13 protein-coding genes and 1 tRNA gene are annotated in these 16,685 nt (G+C 68.7%); 10 read left to right on the top strand and 4 right to left on the bottom strand.

The window, feature by feature from the left end; translation table 11 throughout:
* The first annotated feature begins 44 nt into the window (after positions 1-44).
* The 4 genes from fadD32 to NX1_RS13590 all read left to right on the top strand — a co-directional run bounded on the left by fadD32 (position 45) and on the right by NX1_RS13590 (position 6,683).
* Positions 45-1,964, top strand: a complete 1,920-nt coding sequence (fadD32, locus tag NX1_RS13605; protein ID WP_068058465.1) for a long-chain-fatty-acid--AMP ligase FadD32 — start codon at positions 45-47, stop codon at positions 1,962-1,964.
* A 243-nt stretch (positions 1,965-2,207) separates the two neighbouring features.
* Positions 2,208-4,061, top strand: a complete 1,854-nt coding sequence (locus tag NX1_RS13600) for an ABC transporter ATP-binding protein (protein WP_068058301.1) — start codon at positions 2,208-2,210, stop codon at positions 4,059-4,061.
* A 14-nt stretch (positions 4,062-4,075) separates the two neighbouring features.
* Positions 4,076-5,965: an ABC transporter ATP-binding protein gene (locus NX1_RS13595; RefSeq protein WP_068058463.1), complete on the top strand. Its 1,890-nt coding sequence runs from the start codon at positions 4,076-4,078 to the stop codon at positions 5,963-5,965.
* Between the two features lie 112 nt (positions 5,966-6,077).
* Positions 6,078-6,683 (top strand): putative glycolipid-binding domain-containing protein, encoded by a 606-nt coding sequence (locus NX1_RS13590; RefSeq protein ID WP_084501399.1) that lies wholly within the window; start codon positions 6,078-6,080, stop codon positions 6,681-6,683.
* Between the two features lie 13 nt (positions 6,684-6,696).
* Here the strand turns inward: NX1_RS13590 and NX1_RS13585 are convergent, their stop codons facing one another.
* Complete coding sequence (locus NX1_RS13585; protein ID WP_068058299.1) at positions 6,697-7,644, bottom strand: prephenate dehydrogenase; 948 nt, start codon at positions 7,642-7,644, stop codon at positions 6,697-6,699.
* 58 nt (positions 7,645-7,702) lie between these two features.
* Here NX1_RS13585 and NX1_RS13580 point away from each other — a divergent pair, with 58 nt between their 5' ends.
* The 5 genes from NX1_RS13580 to NX1_RS13560 all read left to right on the top strand — a co-directional run bounded on the left by NX1_RS13580 (position 7,703) and on the right by NX1_RS13560 (position 10,142).
* A complete protein-coding gene (locus NX1_RS13580; protein ID WP_067789685.1) occupies positions 7,703-8,242 on the top strand; it encodes a tRNA adenosine deaminase-associated protein in 540 nt (179 codons plus the stop codon).
* Positions 8,243-8,323: 81 nt separating this feature from the next.
* A complete protein-coding gene (locus NX1_RS13575; RefSeq protein WP_068058297.1) occupies positions 8,324-8,800 on the top strand; it encodes a nucleoside deaminase in 477 nt (158 codons plus the stop codon).
* Positions 8,801-8,996: 196 nt separating this feature from the next.
* Positions 8,997-9,087 (top strand) — tRNA-Ser (locus NX1_RS13570).
* A gap of 99 nt (positions 9,088-9,186) precedes the next feature.
* The gene (locus tag NX1_RS13565) at positions 9,187-9,801 is read left to right on the top strand and encodes an NADPH-dependent F420 reductase (RefSeq protein ID WP_068058295.1); all 615 of its coding nucleotides are present in this window, start codon (positions 9,187-9,189) and stop codon (positions 9,799-9,801) included.
* A gap of 140 nt (positions 9,802-9,941) precedes the next feature.
* Entirely contained in the window at positions 9,942-10,142 is a 201-nt protein-coding gene (locus NX1_RS13560; RefSeq protein ID WP_068058293.1) for a hypothetical protein, read from the top strand.
* 70 nt (positions 10,143-10,212) lie between these two features.
* Here the strand turns inward: NX1_RS13560 and NX1_RS13555 are convergent, their stop codons facing one another.
* Positions 10,213-11,187, bottom strand: a complete 975-nt coding sequence (locus tag NX1_RS13555; RefSeq protein ID WP_084501396.1) for an EamA family transporter — start codon at positions 11,185-11,187, stop codon at positions 10,213-10,215.
* Between the two features lie 178 nt (positions 11,188-11,365).
* Here NX1_RS13555 and NX1_RS13550 point away from each other — a divergent pair, with 178 nt between their 5' ends.
* The gene (locus NX1_RS13550) at positions 11,366-11,611 is read left to right on the top strand and encodes a hypothetical protein (RefSeq protein ID WP_245668484.1); all 246 of its coding nucleotides are present in this window, start codon (positions 11,366-11,368) and stop codon (positions 11,609-11,611) included.
* A gap of 93 nt (positions 11,612-11,704) precedes the next feature.
* Here NX1_RS13550 and NX1_RS13545 read toward each other — a convergent pair whose 3' ends face one another.
* Together NX1_RS13545 and NX1_RS13540 are read right to left on the bottom strand one after the other, a co-directional pair.
* On the bottom strand, positions 11,705-14,002 hold the full coding sequence (locus NX1_RS13545) for an MMPL family transporter (protein WP_068058459.1): 2,298 nt from the start codon (positions 14,000-14,002) through the stop codon (positions 11,705-11,707).
* A 230-nt stretch (positions 14,003-14,232) separates the two neighbouring features.
* On the bottom strand, positions 14,233-16,530 hold the full coding sequence (locus NX1_RS13540; protein WP_068058287.1) for an MMPL family transporter: 2,298 nt from the start codon (positions 16,528-16,530) through the stop codon (positions 14,233-14,235).
* Positions 16,531-16,685 lie beyond the last annotated feature (155 nt).

The following is a 16,685-nucleotide window of genomic DNA, read 5'->3' as shown; positions in this document are numbered from 1 at the left end:
GTGTCACAGCACGGTTTTCGTGCGTGCGTTGGATAAGGATGGCGATGATCCGCGAGACCTTTGACGACTATCTGGACGAGCAGGGCAACATCACGATCCCGGGCGACAAGACTCTGATCGACTTCGTCGACCACCACGCGGCGACGAGCCCGGACCGTCTCGCGTACCGCTTCATCGACTATTCGCGCGAACGCGAGGGCGAGTACCGGGACCTGACCTGGGGTCAGTTCGGCGTGCGGCTGCACGCGGTGGCGGCCCGGTTGCAGCAGGTCGCGAAGCCGCACGACCGGGTCGCGATCCTCGCCCCGCAGGGCTTGGACTACGTGGTCTCGATCTTCGCCGCGGTCTACGCGGGCACCATCGCGGTGCCGCTGTTCGATCCGGAGGAGCAGGGGCACACCGACCGGCTGCACGCGGTGCTCGCCGACTGCGCCCCCTCGGTGATTCTGACGATATCGACGGCGGCCTCGGGTGTGCGGAATTTCTTCCGTCATCTGCCGGCGATGCAGCGCCCGCGCATCATCGCCGTGGACGCGATCCCGGATGGTGTCGGCGCGAGCTGGGTGCACCCGGACATCGACATCGATAGCATCGCCTACCTGCAGTACACCTCGGGCTCGACCCGGGTACCGGCGGGCGTTGAGATCACCCACCGCGCGGTCGGCACCAATCTGCTGCAGATGATCGACGCCATCGGCGTCACCGAGAATTCGCGCGGCGTCACCTGGCTGCCGCTGTTCCACGACATGGGCCTGCTGTGCGTGATCCTGCCGACCATCGGCGGCGGGTTCATCACGATCATGTCGCCGAGCGCGTTCGTTCGCCGCCCGTACCGCTGGATCAAGGAGCTGGCCGCGGTCTCCGACGGCGCGGGAACCTTCGCCGCCGCACCGAATTTCGCGTTCGAGCACGCGGCGGAGCGCGGGTTGCCGAAGCAGGGCGAGATATTGGACCTGTCGAACGTCATCGGGTTGATCAACGGCAGCGAGCCGGTCTCGGTGACTTCGATCAAGAAGTTCAACGACGCGTTCGCCCCCTACGGTCTGCCCAAGACCGCGATCAAGCCGTGCTACGGCATGGCCGAGGCGACACTGTTCGTCTCGGCGACCAAGGCCGAGGACGAGGCCAAGGTCGTCTACGTCGACCGGTGCGAGCTCAACGCGGGCCGGATGGTTCAGGTCGAGCCGGGCACCGAGAACGCCATCGCGCAGGTGTCGTGCGGTTATGTCGCGCTGTCGCAGTGGGCCGCGATCGTCGATCCGGAGACCGGCGAGGAACGGCCGGACGGTGAGGTGGGCGAGATCTGGCTGCACGGCGACAACATGGGCATCGGCTACTGGGGGCGGCCGGAGGAATCCGCGGCGACCTTCCACAACCGGCTGCGGCGGCTGCCGGAAGGCAGTCGCGCGGAAGGCGCCGCCGAGGACGCGAAATGGATGCGCACCGGCGATTTCGGCGCGTACTTCGAGGGCGAGCTGTACATCACCGGCCGGGTGAAGGACCTGGTGATCGTCGACGGCCGCAACCACTACCCGCAGGATCTGGAGTTCTCGGCGCAGGAGGCGAGCACGGCACTGCGCCCGGGCTTCGTCGCCGCGTTCTCGGTGCCCGCCAATCAGTTGCCCGCGGAGGCGCTCGAACAGAGCGGCGCGGGAACGCGATTCGACGCCGAGGACACGTCGGAACAGTTGGTCGTCGTGGCCGAGCGCGCTACCGGCGCGGCCAAGGCGGATCCGGGCCCGATCGCCGAGGCGGTGCGTGCCGCCATCGCGCAACGCCACGGCGTGACGGTTCGTGATCTATTGCTGGTACCCGCGGGCTCGATCCCGCGCACCTCCAGCGGAAAGATCGCCCGGCGGGCCTGCCGCACCGCGTACCTGGAAGGCACGCTGCGCGGCGGGTACCGGCAGCAGTCGTTCCCCGACGAGCTGGACCGCGAGCCGGAAGGCGCGGGCGTTCACTGAGTAGACGGCGGGCGCCCGTTCGGGAACGGGCGCCCGCCGTCTCACAGGGGGTTTCGACGGTCGAGGTATCCGGCGACTATCGGCATTGCCGCAGCTCGCACCCGCGGCGCGGGCCGCGGGTGCGCGAAAATCGGTTGGCCGAAACGGTCGGCGGTGCCACCCTGAGATGTCGGACCCCGGTGCGAACATCGCCGGGAGGCCGGATCACTCGACACCGCGATCCACAGACAACGAGGGGGAGCATTGTCAGTCACGCTGGAGCTGCCGTCGGCCGAATCGGACGCGGACAGACCTGAGCGGCCCGCCGCGAGGCCGCCGGGCCGCCTGCATTCGTTGCGGCGCTTCGGGCCGTACCTGCGCCCGCACCGGGCCGCCCTGCTCGGGGCGACCACATTGGCGGTGCTGGCGACCCTGACCGCCGTCGTCATCCCGCTGCTGATCGCGCGCATCATCGACGGACCCATCGCGCACCGCGATTACGGGGGTATGGTGGCGCCAGTCCTGCTGGTGCTGCTGCTCGGCCTGCTGGAGGCGGCCGGCATCTGGGGCAGGCGATGGCTGGTCTCCAAACCCGCCACGTCGTTCGAGATCACGTTGCGCGCCAAGATCTTCCGCAAGCTGCAGACGCTGGCGATCGGTCGCCACGACGCCTGGGAGTCGGGCCAGCTGCTCTCGCGCGCCGTCGACGATCTGGCCATCATGCGGCGATTCGTCGCGTTCGCCGGACCGTTCCTGGTGATCCACCTCGTGGTGATCCCGATCGGCCTGTTGGTGCTGTGCCTGCTGAACTGGCGGGTCGGCCTGATCTTCGGCCTGATCTCGATTCCGCTGGTGTTCATCGCGACCCGATTCGAGCGGCGCTACGCGGTGGCTTCGCGGCGCTCGCAGGATCAGTCCGGCGACCTGGCCACCACCGCGGAGGAATCGGTGCAGGGCGTGCGCGTCCTCAAGGCGTTCGGCCGCGGCTTGTTCTTCGGTTCGCGATTCACCGCCCAGTCGCGCGAGTTGCAGCAGACCGAACTGCTCAAGACGCGGCTCGACGCCACGCTGTGGTCGGCCATGATGGGCATGCCGCAGCTGGCCATCGCCTTCGCGCTCGGCTACGGCGGCTACGCGGTCGCGCACGGCACGATGACGCTCGGCACCCTCGTCGCGTCCGTCACGCTTGCGACCTTCTTGCAGTGGCCGATCATCTGGACCGGCTTCCTGCTCGCCGAGCTGAACGACGCGCGCACCGCGGCCGACCGCTACTGGGAGATCATCGACACCCCGGTGGACATCACCGATCCGGCCGATCCGGTGCGGCTGCCCGAGCGGGTGGCGGGCGAATTGACCTTGGACGGGGTGCGTTTCGCGTTTCCGCGCGGCGAGGACGAGGACACGGACCCGACGCCGGACGCGGAACGCGAAGTGCTGCGAGGCGTCTCGCTGAAAGTGCGGCCCGGCGAGACGGTGGCGCTGGTCGGCGCGACAGGCAGCGGAAAGACCGCCCTGCTCAACCTGATTCCGCGGCTCTACGACGTGACCGGCGGCGCGATCACCATCGACGGCATCGATATCGCCTCGATGCGGGTATCGGACCTGCGTTCGCTGGTGACGGTCGCGTTCGAGGACCCGGTGCTGTTCTCGGCGAGCGTGCGCGAGAACGTCGCTCTCGGCGACCCGGAGGCCACCGACGAGGACGTGCGCCGCGCGCTCGATGTCGCCCAGGCCACCGATTTCGTGGACAAGCTGCCGTGGGGCCTCGACACCAGGATCGGCGAGCAGGGCCTGAGCCTGTCCGGCGGCCAGCGGCAACGGCTTGCCCTGGCCCGCGCGGTGCTCGGCCGCGCGAGCGACGGTGACCGCACCAGGATCATGGTGCTGGACGATCCGCTGTCGGCGCTGGACGTGGAGACAGAGGAACGGGTGCAGGAGCGGCTGCGCACCGTATTGGCCGGCGCGACAACGCTGCTCGTCGCGCACCGGCCGTCCACCGCGGCACTGGCCGATCGGGTGGCGCTGCTCGCCGATGGCCGCATCGTCGCCGAGGGCAGCCACGACCAGCTGCTGCGCAGCAGCCCCCGCTACCGCGAACTGATGGGAGGCGAATCGTGACCGCGACCGAGACCGTGTCGAAAGACGCGGTGAACGCGCCGGATTCGGTCGACGAGGTCGCCGACTGGCGCGGCATCGCCAGCGAGGACAAAGAGGTCACCGAGACCGGAAACCTGGTGCTGGCCGGGCGGTCGCGGCGGCTACTGCGCGACCTGGTGCGCCCGTACCGCAGGCTCGCGGTGCTGGCGCTGGTGCTGATCGTGGTGGACAACGCGGCCACCGTGTCGGCGCCGCTGTTCGTCGCCTACGGGCTCGACACCGGCATTTCCGAAGGCGCCAAAGGTAATTGGACGCCGCTGACGCTGACCGTCGCCGGCTACCTGACCGTGGTCGGCATCAGCGTGTGCACCACCTTCAGCTTCCTGCGTGTCTCGGGCAGGCTCAGCCAGAGCGTGCTGTTCGACCTGCGCGTCCGGCTGTTCGCGCACATGCAGCGGCTGAGCGTGAGCTTCCACGAGAAGTACACCTCGGGCAAGGCGGTCGCCCGGCTCACCGGCGATATCGAGACGCTCCAGGAACTGCTGGAGAGCGCGCTGAACCAGGCGCTGAGCGCGATCCTCTCCGTGGTCACCATCGCCGCGCTGCTGGTCTACCTGGATCAGACCCTCGCGGCCATCGTGCTCATCGGTTTCGTGCCGCTGGCGCTGGTGACCAGGTGGGCCCAGCGCAGGCAGCGGGCGGGCTACCGGCGCACCCGCGGCGCCATCGCCAAGGTCGTCGTGCAGTTCGTCGAATCCATGGGCGGCATGCGCGCGGTGCAGGCGTTCCGCCGCGAGCAGCGCAACGAGGCCGTGCTCGCCGTCGAGGACGCCGAGTACCGGGCCGCGACCACCGCCGCCATGCGCGGTATGGGTGATTACGCCGGGCTCACCCGGTTGCTCGGCAACCTCACCACGGTGATCGTCATCGTGGTCGGCGCGTGGCAGGTGATCGAGGGCGATCTCGCCGTCGGCGTGCTCGCGGCCTACCTGCTGTACCTCAACGAGTTCTACGGCCCGCTCGACGAGCTCGCCCAGGTGTTCAACTCCTACCAGTCCGCCGCGGCGGCGCTGGAGAAGATCTCCGGCGTGCTGGAGGAGGAGCCCTCGGTGCCGGAACCCAAGGACCCGGCGCCGCTCGGCAAGGCTCGAGGCGCGGTGCGGATGGACGCGGTGTGGTTCGGTTACGACTCCGCGCCCGGTCCGGAGACGCTCGACGCGGCGACCGCGACGGGGCGCGGGCCGGTGCTGCCCGAGTTCTCGCTGGAGATACCGGCCGGGCAGGTCATCGCCCTCGTCGGTGCGACCGGTGCGGGCAAGTCGACCCTGGCCAAACTGCTGACCAGGTTCTACGACCCCTCCGGCGGCACGGTCACGCTGGACGGGATCGATCTGCGCCGGATCACCGACGCGGACCTGCGGCGCAATGTCGTCATGGTGACCCAGGAGTCCTACCTGTTCTCCGGGTCGGTCGCCGACAACATCCGCCTCGGCAGGCCGGACGCCACCGATGCCGAGGTGCACGCGGCCGCCCGCGCGGTCGGGCTGTACGACTTCGTGGTGAAACTACCGGAGGGTTTCGGCACCGACGTGCGCAAGCGCGGCGGCAGGCTCTCGGCAGGTCAGCGGCAGCTGGTCGCGTTCGCCAGGGTGTTCCTCGCGGATCCGGCGGTGATCGTGCTCGACGAGGCGACCTCGAGCCTGGATATTCCGGGTGAGAGGTTGGTTCAGCGGGCGCTGGAGACGGTGTTGCGCGACCGCACCGCGGTGATCATCGCGCACCGGCTGTCCACGGTGGCGATCGCGGACCGCGTGCTGGTGCTCGAACACGGCAGGATCGTCGAGGACGGCGCCCCCGCCGAGCTGATCGAGGGCACCGGCCGATTCGCCGGACTGCACGCCGCGTGGCGCGAGTCACTCGTGTGATGGCCGCGGCGTTCATGACGGGCCAGGAGGAGGTAGCGCGGCGTGACCGAGCAGGGACCCGCGAGCGCCGCAAAAAATCAGTGAGCCGGATTTTTTCGCTTACGGTAGATACGTGACCAATCCAGCCCCCGCCCCCGACAGCAAACCGGCGGCACCTCGGTGGCCGGCGATTCTGACGTGGCGCGCGCACAACGCCACGCGGATGGAATCGGTGCGCGTGACACTGAACGGCAATCGCATTCGCGCGGCCGGTCGCATGATCGGCGGCGCGTGCGAGGACCACCCCGCCTTCAGCGCGTCCTACGACCTGGTCACCGACGAGAACGGCGTCACGAAGCGGCTGTCGCTGCGCGCGACCACCGCGGCGGGGGAGCGGCACGCATCGATCGCGAGGGACGAGGAGAACTACTGGCTGGTCGACGCGGGCGGCAGCCACGTCCGCTCCACCTTCGCGGGCGCGCTCGACGTGGACGTGGTGCTCAGCCCGTTCTTCAACACCCTGCCGATCCGGCGCTACGCGCTTCAGCACGCGGTGGAGGACGTTCAGGTGCCGGTGGTGTACGTGCGGCTGCCCGATCTGCTCGTCCAGGAAGCCAGCCTGGTCTACAGCAGCGGGACAGACGGCATCAGCGTGCTGTCGCCGGTCTCCAGCGCGACGGTCACCGTGGACGAGGACGGCTTCCTGCTGAACTACCCGGGGCTCGCCGAACGCATCTGAGTCGCTTCCTGGTTCAGACGGCGGTGATCACGCCGCCCCGCTGACCGGCCTCGCGCAGCCGCTCCAGCCAGTCGTGGTCGCCGGGCCGCACGTCGGTGATCTCCCAGCGCTGGGCGGTCTCGTAGTCGTTCCGCGCGTCGTGGCCCGCCTGGGTCAGGTCGGCGAGCGAACCGTCCTCGCGCAGGGCGTCGCGGGCCGCGCCGAGCACCGTCAGCGTCTCCTCCAGCACGGTGAGCAGTGCGTCGCGGTTCGGTTCGCAGATCGCGCGCACCAGCTCGGGAGCGGTAGCCGCGACCCGGGTGCCGTCGCGGAAGGACCCCGCGGCCAAGCCCAGCGCGAGCGGCCCGCCGCCTGCGCCCGCGACGGCCAGCGCCTCGGCGAGCACGTGCGGCAGATGCGAGATCCGGGCGACGGCGCGATCGTGCTCTTCGGCGGCCACCGGCACCACCACCGATCCGCAGTCCAGCGCCAGCGCCGCGACGCGCCGCCACGGATCCGCATGGGTACCCGGATCGACGCCGACCGCCCAGACCGCGCCCCGGAACAGATCGGGATCGGTAGCCGCCCAACCGGATTCGGAGGTACCGGCCATCGGATGCCCGCCGACGTACCGCGCCGCGAGCCCGTGCTCGCGCACCGCGGCGGCGACCGGAGCCTTCACGCTCACCACGTCGGTGAGCATGCATTCCGGCGCGAAGGTGGCCACCGAGGCGAGGATGTGGTCGACCGCGGGCATCGGCACCGCGATCACGATCAACGCGTCGGCTTCGGCGGCCCGGCCGAGCACACCTGGCAGGTCGTCGTCGACGTCGAAACCGTCCGCACGCGCGGCGGCCGCTCCCGGCCGCGATCTGTTGTATCCGAATGCCGTATAGCCCGCCGCCGCTGCGGCGCGCAGCAGGGAACCGCCGATCAGGCCCGTCCCGAGGACACACACCGGTGCTTTCTGGTCGCGAGTCACCGGAACAGATTCGCATACGACTTCAACATTTGAGCTCGAGCCGACTACCGTTGCGGCCATGGCAGCACAGCGCTCGGGCACGAACAGGGCGGCGTCGGAAGATTACGACGACGTGGAAGGGTTCGCAGTGGCGGTTGTCCGCGAAGAAGGCAAATGGCGGTGTAGTCCGTTGAGCCAGGCGGCCCTCACCGATTTGTCCGTCGCGGAAAACGAGCTGAAGGCATTGCGCAGTTCGGGGGCGGTCTTCGGTCTGCTCGACATCGACGACGAGTTCTTCATCGTGTTGCGGCCCGCGCCGAGCGGCACCAGGTTGCTGGTCTCGGACGCCACCGCCGCGATCGACTACGACATCGCCGCCGACGTGCTCGAGGCCTTGAATATCGAGATCCCCGATATCGATCCGGACGAACTCGACGACATCGAACCGTGGGAAGAGGGCGATCTCGCGGTGCTCGCCGACTTGGGCCTGCCCGAGCCGGTGCTCAGCGTGATTCTCGCCGAGACCGACCTGTACCCGGACGAGCAGCTCGGCATGATCGCCCAGCGCCTTGGTTTCGCCAACGAACTCTCGGCGGTACTGGACAAGCTGCCGCGGTGATCGCGGTGCGCGCATGAGCGAGCGAGTCGTGCGGCGGCGCGTATCGGGCATGCCGGGGTCGAGCGTCAGCGAGGCGCAGGCATGAGTGTGTTGCCGGAGAACCCGCTCGTATCGGATGTCGCGATGATGCGCGCCGCGCTGGATGCGGCCGCGGCCGCCGATCCGCGCGATGTGCCCGTCGGCGCGGTGGTCTTCGACGCCTCCGGTCGCGAGCTGGCCCGCGCCGCCAACGCCAGGGAGGCGCTCGGCGACCCGACCGCGCACGCCGAAGTGCTCGCGCTGCGCCGCGCCGCCGAGGTGCACGGCGACGGCTGGCGGCTGGAGGGCGCGACCCTTGCCGTCACCCTGGAGCCGTGCACTATGTGCGCGGGCGCGCTCGTCCTCGCGCGCGTCGGACGGCTGGTGTTCGGCGCGTGGGAGCCGAAGACGGGCGCGGTCGGCTCGCTGTGGGACGTGGTGCGCGACCGTCGGCTCAATCACCGGCCGCAGGTCCGCGCCGGCGTCCTCGAACCGGAATGCGCCGCCCTCCTCGACGACTTCTTCCGCACCCAGCGCTGAGCCCGCCCCCCGTTTTACGGGGCCGCGGCAGCGGGACCGCCTGCGTTTTCCGGGGCCGCGGCAGCGGGACCGCCTGCGGTTTCCGGGGCCGCGGCAGCGGGACCGCCCCCATCTTGCCGGGCTTACCGGGGCCGCGGCAGCGGGACCGCCCCCAGGCGATTTAGCGATCCGGACCGGGTCGGGTAACCTAGTCGGCGGTGGCGTGTCCGAGCGGCCTAAGGAGCACGCCTCGAAAGCGTGTGAGGGGTAACCCCCCTCCGAGGGTTCAAATCCCTCCGCCACCGCCACAGCCCCTCACCCGATCACTCGGGTGAGGGGCTTTTTCGTGCGGACCTACAGCTCCACGGGCCGCTGTGCAGAGCGACCAGCACGACCGGGTCCCACGTGTGGGCGAACAGATCGGCTGTTGGACGCGAGCGGGGCACCAGATCACCGTCGCCGGGCGATCGCAGGACAAGGCCCGGCTGCTGGCCGCTCGGCTGGGTGGCGGTGCGCGAGCTGCCACGGTCGGCGAGGCCGTCGCCGGAGTCGACGCCGTCCTGCTCGCGGTGGCATGGGAAGGCGTGGCCGACATCCTGCGCAGCGCCGGATCCGTCACGGGAGCACTCGCGGGGACGACGCTGATCGACCCGACCAATGCTGTCGATCACGGAGTCGGTGTGCTGACCACGCCGCCCGGCGGCTCGAGTGCGCAACGCGTGGCCGAACTCGCGCCGGGTGCGCACGTGGTCAAGGCATTCCACCTGTTCCCCGCCGAGCAGTGGGGTGATCGGGCCGATCGCCCGGTGACCGTGGCGATCTGCGGAGACGATCCAAATGCTCTGCGCGTCACCGAGTTCCTGGTTCGAGGTGCCGGCGCGGAAGCAGCTGTGCTCGGCGGCCTCGACCGTGCCAGGCAACTGGAGGAAGCGGCGGGCTTCGTGATCGGCCTAGCGTTCAAAGGCTTCGACCCGCGCGCCGCGGTGCCGCACGTGCCGGCGAGCGCTTCGGCGGTCGCCTAGCCACGACGCGGACGAAATGTCCGGTTCGCGCGGTAGAACCCCGAATTCCGGGTATACGCGGAACAGATGGAAAGCGGGAAGGGATGTGACGCCAAATGCGCCGCCGAGCCGTCCGCGTGGGAACGATGCGCGAGAGTTCAATGAGAATCGGAAGTCTGATTGTCCTGATCTGGTTGCTGATCGGGGTGGCCGCCTGTGTCCAGCGTGACTACTTCGACAGCGGTCCGGTCAATTGCGCCGGTTTCGGCACGATCGCGGTCACGGTGATCGCGGGGCCGCTCAACTACATGGGCGTGAACCCGAAGGTCTCTGATTGCAATGTGCCGCAGCCAAGTCCGTAGTCCGCGCGGATAGCGCGCCGGGCGGCGGAATCCGGTCCCGGTGGTCTTCCGACCGCCGGGACCGTTTCGTTCAGCGTGCCGCCGCGGTCAGATCCCGCGGTGCGCTGTCCGCCATCGTGTGCCCAGCCTCGATCGCGACGTCTCCGCGTCGCCGATCGGCCGCGAAATAGGCCGAGCCAGCGGCGGCTGCGACCACGGTCGCGACGCCTGCCCACTGCGCCGCGTGCAGACCCTCTCCGAGCAGCACCAGCCCGGCCACCGCGGCGACCGCGGGTTGCAGACTCATCCACACACCGAACACCGACGCCTCGATCCGCCGCAGCACGGTCAGCTCGACGGCGTGCGGCACCAGCGACGAGCACACCGCGACCACGGCGACCCCGGCCAGCAGTATCGGGTTCAGTAGTGCCGAACCCCCCTGCGCCACAAGGAAAGGCAGCACGAGTACGCCGCCGAAAGCCATCGCCAGCGCGAGCCCGTCGTGGCCCGCCGTGTGCTGGCCGACCACCGCGCCACAGGCGATGTACGCGCCCCATCCGGCGCCGGCGAGAAGCGCGAAAAGCACACCGGTCCAAGACATCTTCCCGCCGGAGTCCATCAGCAGCAATACGCCCCCGCCGGCGAGGAGCGCGAAGAGCGCGTCGCGGATCTTGCGCGATCCGAGCAGCGCGACGGTGAGCGGCCCGAGGAATTCGATGGTGACCGCGACGCCGAGCGGAATCCGCTCGATTGCCGCGTAGAAGCTGAGATTCATTGCGGCGATGGAAATTCCGAGCCCGGCGATGCCCGGCAGCGCGCGGCGACGCACCCGGAGCGCGGGCCGCCAGAGCAGCAGCGCGATCACACCGGCGACGACGATGCGCAGGCAGGCGACCACATCCGCGCCCGCGAGCGCGAACAGCTGCTTGGCGACGGCCGCGCCGAGGTGGATGGAGACCATCGCGCCGAGCACCAGCAGCGGCGCGGGCACCCGGTCTACGGGCGTTCGGGAGGTGAGTGGGGGAAGGGTGCGCGGCGGTATTTGTTCAACCGAGGTGACGACCACGAGCCGAAAGCTAGGTGTGCAAAGTAAAAGAATTTCGTCCGCCCGGTTGCCACGCACGCCTTACTCCGTTGCGAAATGTCGCCCGAATTGTGGCCGAGCGCACTGAGAGTAACCGGTGGGCATGAGGGTATCTCCCCCCTTACGCCAATCGGCGCGAGTGCGGAAGGAAGCGATGACTATGCGCGAGCGAGTGACTCACGGGCGGGCTGCGCGCGAATCCGGGATGCGGTGGTTCAGTCTGCTGCTCCTGGTGTGGTTGGCCGTCGGCATGATCGCCGCAGGCCAGCGGCAGTACTTCAACAGCGGGCCGATCAATTGCGCCGGATTCGGCACGATCGCGCTCACCGCGATCTCCGGGCCGCTGAATTACCTGGGTCTCAACCCCAGGGTGTCGAACTGTGTCGTGCCGCGGCCGAGTGAGTGACTCGGTGGCAACCCGGTAGCGCAGGGCGTTCGGCTACCGGGACGAAAACGGCCACGTACCAACCGGTGCGAAGCCGATTCGACCGCGCGGGAGTCAGTCGCCGACCGTGACGGACTCCCGCGCGGCGACCGCCCTGGCCCGAAGGTCGTGCAGCCGCGCGCCCTCCACGTCGATATCGGGCACGATCTTGTCCAGCCACCTGGGCATCCACCACGCCCACTCGCCCATCAGCACCAGCAGCGAGGGGATCAACACCATCCGGACCAGGAAGGCGTCGAGCAGCACGCCCGCCGCGAGGGCGAAACCCATCGACTTGGCGGTCGGGTCGGATTCCAAGAGGAACGACCCGAACACGGAGATCATGATGATCGCGGCCGCGGTGACCACGCGCGCGCCGTGGTGGTAACCGTTGACCATGGCCTCCTTGGGTGAGGCGCCGTGCACGTACTCCTCGCGCATGCGCGTCACCAGGAACACCTGATAGTCCATCGCCAGGCCGAACACCAGGCCGATCAGCATGATGGGCAGGAAGCTGACGATCGGATGCGGATCCTCGATCAGTCCGAGCTTGCCGTCCTGGAAGACCAGCACGGTCGCGCCGAAGGTCGCGGCCATGGAGAGCAGGAAGCCGAGCGCGCCGGTCAGCGGGACCAGGATGGATCGGAAGACCAGGATCAGCAGCACGAACGCCGCCCCGGCGACGATCGCCATGTAGGGCACGATCTTGCTGAGCAGCACGTGGTCGATGTCCGCGTAGATGGCGGTGGTTCCGGTGATGCCGTAGTGGATGCCGTACTCGGCGTTGAGGCCCGCCTCGGCTGCGCGGGCGTCGCGCACCAGGTCCTTGGTCGACTGGTTGTTCGGGCCCGACTTCGGCACGCCGTCGAGCAGGGCGCCGTTGCCGTCACGGCTCGGCGTCGGTTCGGTCACGTAGTCCATGTCGGCGTAGGAGGCGAGCTTGTCGCGCAATGCGGTCATCGCCTCCGCCCGGCGATCGGCGGGCACGTCGGTGAGGTCGACGGCGACGTTGAGCACGCCGTTGCTGCCTTCGCCGAAGCCTTCGGTGCGCAGTTCGTAGGCCTTACGGACGGTGGAGGTCTTGGGCATGCTGTCCTCGCCGGGCAGGCCGAGGTTCAGTCCGGCCGCGGGCGCGGCGAGCAGGCCGAGCACCACCACGCTGAGCGCCAGCGTGACGGCGGGAACGCGGCCGATCAGCCGGGCGACGCGCATGCCATTCGTCACGACGGAGTCGTCCTCGGGATCGTGCTCGGCGACCAGCGGCAGCTTCGGCTTGAACAGGAACCGCCCGAGCGCGCCGAGCAGCGCGGGCATCAGTGTGAGCGCGACGAGCACCGCGAAGCCCGCCGCGACGGCGCCGCCCAAACCCATGAACGTCAGGAACCGGACGCCGACGACGCTGAGCCCGACGAGCGCGATGATCACGGTGAGACCGGCGAACACCACCGCGGACCCAGCCGTGGCCAACGCGGTGCCCGCCGCCTCTTCCGGCGAATCCCTCACGGCCAGTTCGTGTTTGTACCTGGACACGACGAACAGCGCGTAGTCGATCGATAGCGCGATGCCGATCATCGAGGCGAGGAACGTGGTGAAGCTGGGGATGGACAGCACCGAGGTGCCGAGGAAGATCAGCGAGGTGGCCGCGCCGAGGCCGACGATGGCGGTGACGATCGGCACGAAAGCGGCCACGATGGCGCCGAAGGCCACGATCATCACGACCAGCGCGACGCCCATGCCGATCATCTCCGACTTGCCGCTCGGGGCCTGCTGCTCGATCGCGATGGTGCCGCTGAGCTCGACCGTCAGCCCGGCGTTGCGCGCCGCGTCGGCGGCGTCGTAGGCGGCGGCGCGCTGCTCGGCGGTGATGTCGGCGAACTCCTCGATGGCGAACGGCACGCTGACGACCGCGACGGTGCCGGGCTCGGTCTTGTTGAGCACGTTCAGCGGGGCTCCACTACAGGTGGAGACGTCCGGGTTCGGCACGAGGCAGCCCATCCGCTGGGCCGCGGCGATCGGGTCGACCAGCGGCTTGGCGTGGTCGACGATGTCGAGACGCTCCAAGCTGCCGATCAGCGCCACGACCGCCTCGTGGTCGACCGGATCGGTGAGCCTCTGTCCCGTCGGCGCGCCGATCACGTACGTGCCGGTGACCGCATCGAACCGGAACGCCGCCGACATGCCGGGGAAGTGTTCGTCGAGGATTTCCGTCGCCCGCTCGGAAGGCAGATTCGGCAGGCTGAAGTCGTCGGTCATCGGCTCCTTCAACTGGGCGCCGAGTCCGCCGAGAAGCAGGAATAGGACGAGCCATACCGGCAGCACGATCCATTTGCGGCGGAAAGCGAACTTTCCCCACCGGTATAGATACACGGACAACGGGTTCTCCTCGCGGTGATCGGGTCGAGCCGGTTCGGGAACGAACACGCGGGCTCAGCCGCACGCGCTCGCGAACTACCTCCGCCGCGCCGACGCGCAGGCGGTCTACCGAGCAAAGAGTCGAACACCCCGAGTCTGCTGCGAACTGGGCACGAGATCAAGAACCCGCGAAAACACGTCGGCCCCGCACCCAGGACCTGGGTGCGGGGCCGACGTTCGGCGGAATCCGCTCAGCTCACGGCGACCGGTTCCTTCTTCAGCTCGACGGACTTCCGCTGCAGATCACGCAGCTTGGTTCCCTCGACATCGATATCGGGCACGATGCGGTCCAGCCACTTCGGCATCCACCAGGACCACTTGCCCATGATCACCAGCAGCGACGGGATCAGCACCATGCGGACGATGAAGGCGTCGAACAGCACGCCCGCCGCCAGCGCGAAACCGAAGGACTTCGCCGTGACGTCCGACTCCAGGATGAAGGAGGCGAACACCGAGATCATGATGATCGCGGCCGAGGTCACCACGCGCGCGCCGTGGTGGTAGCCGGCGACAACCGCTTCCTTGGCCGACTTGCCGTGCACGTATTCCTCGCGCATGCGAGTCACCAGGAACACCTGGTAGTCCATGGCGAGACCGAACACGAGACCGATGAGCATGATCGGCATGAAGCTGACGATCGGCTGCGGATCGTCGATCAGGCCGAGCTTGCCCTCCTGGAAGATCAGCACCGTCGCGCCGAAGGTGGCCGCCATGGAGAGCAGGAAGCCGAGCGCGGCGGTCAGCGGCACCAGGATCGAGCGGAACACCAGGATCAGCAGGATGAACGCGGCGCCCGCCACGATGGCCAGGTACGGCGCGATCTTGCTGAGCAGCACGTGGTCGACATCGGCGTAGATGGCGGTGGTACCGGTGATGCCGTATTCGATGCCGTACTGCGCCTTCAGGCCCGCTTCGGCTTCGCGGGCGTCGCGCACCAGGTCCTTGGTGTCCTGGTTGTTCGGGCCCGACTTCGGCACGCCGTCGAGCAGCGCGCCCGCCTTGTCCTCACCGCTGAACTGCGGCTCGGTGACGTAGTCCATGTTGTCGTAGGACGCGAGCCGTTCGCGCAGGGCGCCGACCGCCTCGTCCCGCTTCTCCGGTGCGACGTTGCTCAGGTCGACGGCGACGTTGAGCACGCCGTTGCTGCCTTCGCCGAAGCCTTCGGTGCGCAGTTCGTAGGCCTTACGGACGGTGGAGGTCTTGGGCATGCTGTCCTCGCCGGGCAGGCCGAGGTTCAGTCCGGCCGCGGGCGCGGCGAGCGCGCCGAGCGCAACGACGGACAGGATCAGCGCGGCCCACGGCGCCTTGCCGATCAGGCGGCCGAAGCGCATGCCGTTGGTGACGACGCTGTCGTCTTCCGGGTCGTGCTTGGCGACCAGCGGCAGCTTGGGCTTGAACAGGAACCGGCCGAACGCGCCGAGCAGCGCGGGCATCAGCGTGATCGCGGTGATCACCGCGAAGCCCGCCGCGATCGCACCGCCGAGACCCATGAAGGTCAGGAACTCGACGCCGACGATGCTGAGCCCCGCCAGGGCGATGATCACGGTCAGACCGGCGAACACCACCGCGGAACCGGCGGTGCCGAGCGCGGTGCCCGCCGCCTCTTCCGGCGAATCCTGCACGGCCAGTTCGTGTTTGTACCTGGACACGATGAACAGCGCGTAGTCGATCGAGAGCGCGATGCCGATCATCGAGGCGAGGAACGTGGTGAAGCTCGGCACCTCGATGATCGAGGTGCCCAACATGATGACCGAGGTGGCGGCGCCGAGGCCGATGATCGCGGTGACGATCGGCACGAAGGCCGCCACGATGGCGCCGAAGGCCACGATCATCACGACCAGCGCGACGCCCATGCCGATCATCTCGGCGGTACCGCTCGGCTGCTCCTGGGTCTGGGCGATGGAGCCGCTCACCTCGACCTGGAGCCCGGAGTTCCTGGCCTCGGCCGCCACGTCGTAGGCCGCCGCGCGGTTCTCCGCGGTGACGTCGGTGAACTTCGCGATGCCGAACGGCACGCTCATGAACGCGACGGAGTTCGGGTCGTCCTTGCTCAGCACGTTCAGCGGTGCGCCGCTGCACTGCGAGGGATCGGGGTTGGCGAGGCAGCCCATCTTCTCGGCGGCGTCGATCGGGTTCGAGATCGGCTTCTCGTGGTCGACGATGTCGAGCTGGTTGAGCTTGGCGATGAACGCCTCGACCGCCGCACGGTTCGCGGGATCGGTGAGCTTCTGCCCCTCGGGCGCGCCGATGACATAGGTGCCGGTGACGGCGTCGAACTTGAACGCGTCCGACGCGCCGGGGAAGTGCTTGTCGAGAATCTCGTTGGCCCGGGCCGAGGGCAGCTCGGGCATGCTGAAGTCGTTGCTCATCGGCTTGCTGAGCTGCGAGCCGAGGCCACCGATCAGCAAGAACAGGACAAGCCAGACCGGAAGCACTATCCATTTCCGGCGGAAAGCGAACTTTCCGAATCTATAGAGGTAAACGGACACGAGGGGTACTCCTAGCGATGACTGGGGGTGCTGGTTCGTGGCGTGCAGACAACACTCTCGCGGGGGCTTGGCGTTGCCCCCGCCTCCATTTACGCTTCTGCCTACCGTGCGGTAGGTAGACTACCGACCGGGTAAGTGGAGGTACAACCTCAATT

This window comes from Nocardia xishanensis NBRC 101358, from assembly GCF_001613365.1.
Taxonomy (GTDB): domain Bacteria; phylum Actinomycetota; class Actinomycetes; order Mycobacteriales; family Mycobacteriaceae; genus Nocardia; species Nocardia xishanensis.
The sequence above is the reverse complement of the archived record's forward strand: the minus strand, read 5'-3'. Positions and strand labels throughout refer to the sequence as shown.

Coding starts and splice junctions, on each gene's coding strand:
- NX1_RS13580 (WP_067789685.1), top strand. CDS start 7,703: ATGGCAGCACAGCGCTCGGGCACGAACAGGGCGGCGTCGGAAGATTAC.
- NX1_RS13550 (WP_245668484.1), top strand. CDS start 11,366: ATGCGCGAGCGAGTGACTCACGGGCGGGCTGCGCGCGAATCCGGGATG.
- NX1_RS13575 (WP_068058297.1), top strand. CDS start 8,324: ATGAGTGTGTTGCCGGAGAACCCGCTCGTATCGGATGTCGCGATGATG.
- NX1_RS13560 (WP_068058293.1), top strand. CDS start 9,942: ATGAGAATCGGAAGTCTGATTGTCCTGATCTGGTTGCTGATCGGGGTG.
- fadD32 (WP_068058465.1), top strand. CDS start 45: ATGATCCGCGAGACCTTTGACGACTATCTGGACGAGCAGGGCAACATC.